This is a genomic window from Prevotella conceptionensis 9403948 (assembly GCF_000312305.1).
In the GTDB taxonomy this organism is placed as follows: Bacteria; Bacteroidota; Bacteroidia; order Bacteroidales; family Bacteroidaceae; genus Prevotella; species Prevotella conceptionensis.
Genome location: NZ_HE999510.1, coordinates 1 through 807, shown reverse-complemented (window position 1 = coordinate 807; position 807 = coordinate 1). Strand labels below are relative to the sequence as shown.

Annotated in this window: 2 protein-coding genes; both read left to right on the top strand. The window is 49.4% G+C overall.

Features of this window, described 5'->3' with window-relative positions; translation table 11 throughout:
- The first annotated feature begins 117 nt into the window (after positions 1-117).
- Positions 118-417: a DUF4134 domain-containing protein gene (locus tag BN93_RS16010; protein WP_004332848.1), complete on the top strand. Its 300-nt coding sequence runs from the start codon at positions 118-120 to the stop codon at positions 415-417.
- A 4-nt stretch (positions 418-421) separates the two neighbouring features.
- The gene (locus tag BN93_RS16005; RefSeq protein WP_019189281.1) at positions 422-799 is read left to right on the top strand and encodes a DUF4133 domain-containing protein; all 378 of its coding nucleotides are present in this window, start codon (positions 422-424) and stop codon (positions 797-799) included.
- Positions 800-807 lie beyond the last annotated feature (8 nt).

The window sequence follows — 807 nt, the reverse complement described above, 5'->3', positions numbered from 1 at the left end:
ATGAAAGAAAAAGAGTACGGCTGACCCTAAGAGAGCCACCACTAACATCCGAAAGTAACAACAGTATTCACCCGTCGGGAGGATATATCCAATCCTCTCGGCACAAAACAAAGATTTATGACCAAAAGACATTTTCTTATCGCAGCCGTTCTGCTGCTTTCCATTTCCTCTGCCTTTGCCCAAGGCAACGGTTTGTCGGGTATCAACCAAGCCACCAACATGGTGACGAGTTATTTCGACCCTGCCACGAAACTCATCTACGCCATCGGCGCGGTTGTGGGACTTATCGGAGGGGTAAAAGTCTATTCAAAGTTCTCGTCCGGAGATCCAGACACTTCGAAGACCGCCGCGAGCTGGTTCGGGGCGTGTATCTTCCTCATTGTCGCAGCCACCATTCTGAGAAGTTTCTTCCTCTAAGCCTATGGAGACCTATCCCATCAACAAGGGAATCGGTCGCTCGGTAGAGTTTCAGGGACTCAAAAGCCAATATCTGTTCATTTTCGCCGGAGGGCTACTCGCCCTTTTCGTGCTGTTTGTCATCCTCTACATGGCGGGTGTCAATCAATGGATTTGTATTGGTTTCGGAGGGACTGCCGCATCCGTTTTGGTGTGGCAGACCTTCTCCCTGAACAGGAAGTATGGGGAATATGGGCTGATGAAGCGTTCCGCCTTGCACAGCCATCCCCGTTACCTTATCAACCGTCGTCGCATTCCCCGTCTGTTCCGACACAAGGAACAGAGAAGAGTAAAGAGAGAACAGGAAGAAAGGAAAAACAAAGAAAAGGAGGAAAGGCAATGAGAAACCTA

What these genes read in the sequence shown, in the direction of transcription:
- BN93_RS16010 (WP_004332848.1), top strand. Translation starts at nt 118, where the DNA reads ATGACCAAAAGACATTTTCTTATCGCAGCCGTTCTGCTGCTTTCCATT.
- BN93_RS16005 (WP_019189281.1), top strand. Translation starts at nt 422, where the DNA reads ATGGAGACCTATCCCATCAACAAGGGAATCGGTCGCTCGGTAGAGTTT.